Source organism: Kitasatospora sp. NPDC088783, from assembly GCF_044750705.1.
Lineage (GTDB): Bacteria > Actinomycetota > Actinomycetes > Streptomycetales > Streptomycetaceae > Kitasatospora > Kitasatospora fiedleri.
Genome location: NZ_JBIVKJ010000016.1, coordinates 1 through 5,197, shown reverse-complemented (window position 1 = coordinate 5,197; position 5,197 = coordinate 1). Strand labels below are relative to the sequence as shown.

The 5,197-nt window shown below is 76.7% G+C and carries 4 protein-coding genes; 2 read left to right on the top strand and 2 right to left on the bottom strand.

Translation table 11 applies throughout. From position 1 onward, the window contains the following. A partial coding sequence (locus ACIP60_RS31260) for a hypothetical protein (RefSeq protein ID WP_400690804.1) occupies window positions 1-1,294 on the top strand: 1,294 nt, incomplete at its 5' end. Here ACIP60_RS31260 and ACIP60_RS31255 read toward each other — a convergent pair. Further along, complete coding sequence (locus tag ACIP60_RS31255) at window positions 1,278-1,823, bottom strand: hypothetical protein (protein ID WP_400690802.1); 546 nt, start codon at window positions 1,821-1,823, stop codon at window positions 1,278-1,280. The genes ACIP60_RS31260 and ACIP60_RS31255 overlap by 17 nt on opposite strands. Window positions 1,824-1,919: 96 nt before the next feature. After that, entirely contained in the window at window positions 1,920-3,410 is a 1,491-nt protein-coding gene (locus ACIP60_RS31250; protein ID WP_400690799.1) for a hypothetical protein, read from the bottom strand. Window positions 3,411-3,730: 320 nt separating this feature from the next. On the opposite strand from ACIP60_RS31250, the gene ACIP60_RS31245 reads away from it, so the two are divergent. After that, window positions 3,731-5,041, top strand: coding sequence for a hypothetical protein (locus tag ACIP60_RS31245; protein ID WP_400690796.1), 1,311 nt, complete (start codon window positions 3,731-3,733; stop codon window positions 5,039-5,041). Window positions 5,042-5,197: the final 156 nt, after the last annotated feature.

Here is a 5,197-nt window from a genome sequence, read left to right as displayed (position 1 = left end):
CGGGAGCGTCCCCACGTTCGGGTTGTCGCCGGAGTGGCTGCTCACCGACGACGGGGTGCCGATCGCCGATGCGCTGGTGCTGTCGCACCCCGATCAGGTCGACCGGCTCGCCGCGGCGTGTCCCGCGGCGGCGCACACGGCCGTCCTGGGCGGTGACCCGTGCTTCGACCGGATCCTCGCGGCCGGGCCGCGCCGGGAGGCTTTCCGCCGGGCGTTCGGGGTGCGGTCCGGCCAGCGCCTGCTGGTCCTGAACTCGACCTGGAACCCGACCTCGCTGTTCGGGGACGGCGGCCCGGACGACGTCCTGCCGCTGCTGCTGTCCCGGCTGCCGGAACTGCCGCTGGACGAGTACCGGGTCGCGGTCGTGCTGCACCCCAACGTGTGGCACGGCCACGGTCCCGGCCAGGTCCGGCTCTGGCTGGACGGGGCGCGCCGGGCGGGGGTGACGCTGGTGGACCCGGTCGCGGACTGGCGACAGGCGCTGATCGCCGCGGACGCCGTGGTGGGCGACTTCGGTTCGGTGAGCTACTACGCGGCGGCCCTCGGCACCCCGGTCGTCCTGGCGGCCACCGGGCCGTCCGTGATCGACGACGGGTCCCAGGTCGCCGCGTTCGTCCGCGCGGCGCCGAAGCTCGATCCGCACGCCGCGCTCGGCCCGCAGTTGGAGGAGCTGATCGGCCGGGGTGACGTACCCGCCGATCCGGCCGGATTGACCACGTCCGACCCGGGTGGATCGGCCGGTCTGCTGCGGTCGCTGTTCTACCGCTTCCTCGGCCTGCCCGAACCGGCCGCGCCCGCGCTGCTGGATCCGCTGCCGCTGCCCGCGCACCAGCCGCCCGTGGTGACGGCCCCGGTGCGGGTACTGACCCGCGTCGGGGCGGACGGCGCGGTCGAGGTGCGCCGCTTCGCGGCGGCCCGCTACGAGCCGGCAGGGTCGGGCGAGGCCCACTTGGCGGTGCACGAGGACACCCTCGACCCGGGCGCCCTGGCCCTGGCCGACGTGATCGTCCGGCACGGCGGTGCCGACGACCCCCGGCTCGGCCCGCCGCTCGCCTGGGCCGATCAGGTGCTGCGCCGCCACCGCTCGTGCACGCTGGCCGTGCAGGTGACCGGCCCGGGCACCTGCACCGTCCGCCACCGGTCGGGCGCGGCACTGGAGTTGGCGGGCGCCTTCGACGGGGTGGACCCGGCCGCGGCGGCCTCCGCGCTGCTGGCCGCGGGGCCGGTGTCCGGCACGCTGACCGTCCGCTCCGGCGGCACCGACCACCGGGTGGCGGTCACTCCGGCTCGTTGACGCACAGCTCGCGCAGCACCCCGATCGGCACCAGGTGGAAGGTCGCGCCGCCGCGCTCCAGCAGCACGGCGGCCTCGTCGAGCAACGGCAGCGCGTCCGGGCCGCGGCGCTGCTCGATCCGGGTCTGCGCCAGGTCGGTCAGCGCCCGGGCGAGGTTGTACGCCTCGCCGGTGCCCCGGAAGAACGCCACCGCCGCCGCGATCGCCTCCCCGGCCGACTCGAACCGGCCCAGTCCGCGCAGCGCCCGGCCCCGGTGCCGGTCCAGCAGGGCGCGGGCCCGGGGCAGGTCCGCCCGTCCGCTGTCGCCGTCGCCGATCCCCGCGAGCAGTCCGGCGGCCCGGTCGAAGCACTCCAGCGCCTCGGCGTAGCGCCACTGGCGCAGCCGCAGCAGTCCGAGGGTCTCCACGGCGGTGGCCTGCCCGCGCAGGTGGCCGTCCTTCTCCTCGGCGTCGGCGGCCAGCACGAGTTGCCCCTCGGCCTCGCCGTACTCCTGCAACTCGGTCAGCGCCAGGGAGAGTTGGACGTGCATCCGGGCGGCCGTCCGGGCCTCGGTGCCCGGCAGGCCGGCGGCCCGGGCCCCGGCCCGCAGCGCGGGCAGCAGCTCGTCGTGCCGCCCCGCCTTCAGTTACAGCGCCCACAGCGCCTCGACCAGTTGGCACACCCTCCCGGGCTCGGCGAACTCCTCGGCGGCGGCCACCGCCTCGACCAGGTTGGGGAGTTCGGCGCCGAGCACGGCCAGCGCCGCGGCCTCGTCCGGGTAGCTGTCGGGGCCGATCTCGGCGTACAGCGGCCCGAGGTGCCAGCGCTGCGGGAGGGCGGCGTGGTCGGCGCCGACGGCCAGGCGCAGGTAGTGCTCGACGGCGCGGTGCACGGCGGTGGCGCACGCCGCGAGCCCGTCCTCCCGCACGGCGGCGGCCTCGGCGTGACGGCGCACCGCCGGGCGGTAGCGGTGCCGGCCGTCGAGCCCGGTCTCCAGCAGCCCGGCGGCGGCGAGTTCGTCGAGCGCCTCGGCCGCCGCCGCCTCGCTCAGGCCGGTGGTGGCCGCGGCGGCCCGCGGGTCGATCGCGGGCCAGGGGCGCAGTGCGCAACGCCGGTACACCAGCGCGGCGTTCGGGGTGAGGCGGGCGTACCGGTCAGCGGTCGCGGCCTCCACCGGGTCGGTGAAGGTCTGCCCGGCGAGCGCCCGCTGCGCGGTGTCGCCCAGCCCGGAGGAGGCGGCGGCGCGCAGCGCGAACGGCGAGCCGGCGCAGCGCTCCAGGACGCCGGGCAGGGCGGCCTTGGCGGCGGTGACGGCGTGCTTGCCGGCCAGGTCGGTGAGCAGGCGGCGGGCGTCCTTCTCGGCGAGCGGGCCGACGGCGACGTTGAGCGCGTCCAGCCCGGCCAGCGGGCGGCGGGCGGTGACCACGGTGAGCACGCCGGGGGCGGCGGTGAGCAGCGGCCGCACCTGGGCGGCGGAGTGGGCGTGGTCGAGGACGACCAACAGGCGGCGGCCGGCCAGCAGTTCGGCGAACCGCTCGGCTCGCCGTTCGAGGCCGGCCGGCAGGTGCTCGGCGGGGACGCCGAGCCGCCGCAGGAAGCGCCGTAGCACCGTCGCCGGGTCCACCACGCCGCCCGGCCCGGCGGCGCGCAGGTCGGCGTACAGCTGCCCGTCGGGGAAGCGGTGCGCCTCGCGGCCGCCCCAGTGGATCGCCACCGCACTGGTGCCGATGCCGTCCGGGCCGTGCAGCAGCACCTGCCGGGGGCGGCCGTCGGCCTTGCGCCCGGCCTCCTTGTCGAGGGCGGCGAGCGGCCCCCTGCGGTCGGTGAAGTACCGGGTGGAGGCGGGCAGCAGGCGCGGCACCGCACCGGCCGGGCCCGGGGCGCCATCGGCCAGGCCGCTCATCCAGGCGGCCAGCGCCCTGGCCCGCTCCGGGTCGTTGCGCGCCCCTTCGACCAGCCGCCGGGCCAGTTCCTCGCACTCCTCCGCACCGACCGGGGCCGCGACCTGCCGCCCGGTCACCCGCTGGGCGAGGTTCCCGACCGCCTCCCAGGCCCACTTCCCGGCCTCCCCCGCCATCGCCGAGCCGACCGCGCCCAGCACCCCCGTGACCGCCGTGACCGACAGCGGATCGATCATGCCCCGCACCCCCCAGAACCGTGCACGGCCGGCACCGCCGCCCGCGTACACCGCTTGACGCCCCCACCGTAGCCTGCCAGCCACCCTCCGTCAGCACGCTGCTCGGGCCCACCGCGCCGGTGCGCCCCGGGGCCCCGCCCCGCGCCACCGGGCCGGGCCGCGGCAGCCGCGCCGGGCGCCCTGCATGACCTCGGTGCCCCGTCCGGCGGACAGGTGGGCCGCTCGGCCGGGGCCTGGGGTGTCCGAGCGGTGGGGCAGGATGGGGCGGCTGTTCGTCTCGGGAGGGGAGAACGATGTCCGCCAGTGGCGACCGGTTGCCCATGGAGTTCCTGACTGCCGTCGCGGCCGGTGCCGAGCCCGGTTCGGCCGCCGCGCTGACGGCGGCCGGGCAGGCGCGGGAGCGTTCCGGTGACCGGCAGGTCGGGGAGTTGCTGGCGGCGCTCCTGCGCGGGCCCTTCCGGGAGAGCGCACCGGGCTGGATGCTGGCGGCCGCCGTGGCGGAGGGGCTGCGGCGGGAGGAGTCCGGCTACTTCGCCGACGCGGCCGTCGAACTGACCGCCCTCGCCCTGGGGCACCCCGACTTCGGCGGGGAGTTGCTGGCGGAAGCCCTGCGCGGCTGTTCCGCCTACCGGCTCGGCATGCTCGGCACCGCCGACCGTCCGCCGGTGCTGACCAGCGCGGTGGCCGCCGAACTGCACCGACGGGTGCCCGCGCCGCCGAACTTCACGTCCACCATGCTGAAGGACCGCACAGCGGCGCAGGAGGTGCTGCGGACCGGGGGCCTCGACGACCGCGTGTTCGACGCCGCGGTCGCGCTGCTCCCCGGAGAGCCGGAGCGCGTACGCGCGGAGGGGGAGAGTGTCGCGGAGTGGTCGAAGCGGTTCAGGGCCGAGTACGACGTGTGGAAGCGCATGTGGCGGACGGTGCTGGAACAGCAACCGGACCGCCATGCCCGGTTCGTGGCAGCCTCGGACGGCACTGCGGCGCACTCGGTCGTCGAGGAGCAGTTGCTCGGTGGTCTGCCGTGGCTGGTGGAACCCGAGCTGCTCCGCCGGATCGCGCTGGCCGACCTGGCCGGGTTCGACTCCGCCATGCTGACGGTACGCATCTGCCGGGCCGTGGCCGATGGCGCTTCGCCGGAGGCCGCCCGGGAGCGGTTCGCCGCCGAGTTGGCCGCGCTTGACGAGGGCAGTCGCCAGGAGCTCGACCTCTACGTGAAGGACGGCGCCATCCTCGGGGCCGAATTCGGCCTCCGCTCGGCGGTGCTCTGGACGGGCCATGCCGCAGACGGCCGGTGGCGGCTCGTCCTCGACCCCGCCGAGGCCGGGCCCTCCTACGGCGACCCCCACCCCTGGCGCACACCGCCGGACGAACTCGCCGACCGAGCTCGTTCGAGCAGCGGCCGGTCAGGTCGCCGAGCCGGAACGGGAACCGGAGCCGACCATTGGCCGCGTTCGCGGGCTGACTCCCGCAGGTTCTTCGACCGGTCGTTCGCCGCTGATGCCGAGCGAACCGCGCCCTTCGGCGAACGACCTTTGGTCCGCAGGCAGTTGGAGATCGGTCAGCTCGGGCTCGGCCCCGCGGCGTCCCGTGACCGGCGGGGAGTCCTCCCCGCCGGCGTCCACGGCTGACGGCCCGGGTGGCCGGTGCCGCCGACGGAGTCCGTTGGTGGAGAGGGGAAGTGACGGGTTCTCAGGCGGGGAGTCCGATGGGGCGTTCGCCGTTGCGTCGTTGTTGGATGACGACGGCGATGACGAGGAGGGTGCCTTGGGCGACGTTCTGCCAGA

What these genes read in the sequence shown, in the direction of transcription:
- ACIP60_RS31245 (WP_400690796.1), top strand. Translation starts at nt 3,731, where the DNA reads ATGGAGTTCCTGACTGCCGTCGCGGCCGGTGCCGAGCCCGGTTCGGCC.
- ACIP60_RS31250 (WP_400690799.1), bottom strand. Translation starts at nt 3,410, where the DNA reads ATGATCGATCCGCTGTCGGTCACGGCGGTCACGGGGGTGCTGGGCGCG.
- ACIP60_RS31255 (WP_400690802.1), bottom strand. Translation starts at nt 1,823, where the DNA reads ATGCACGTCCAACTCTCCCTGGCGCTGACCGAGTTGCAGGAGTACGGC.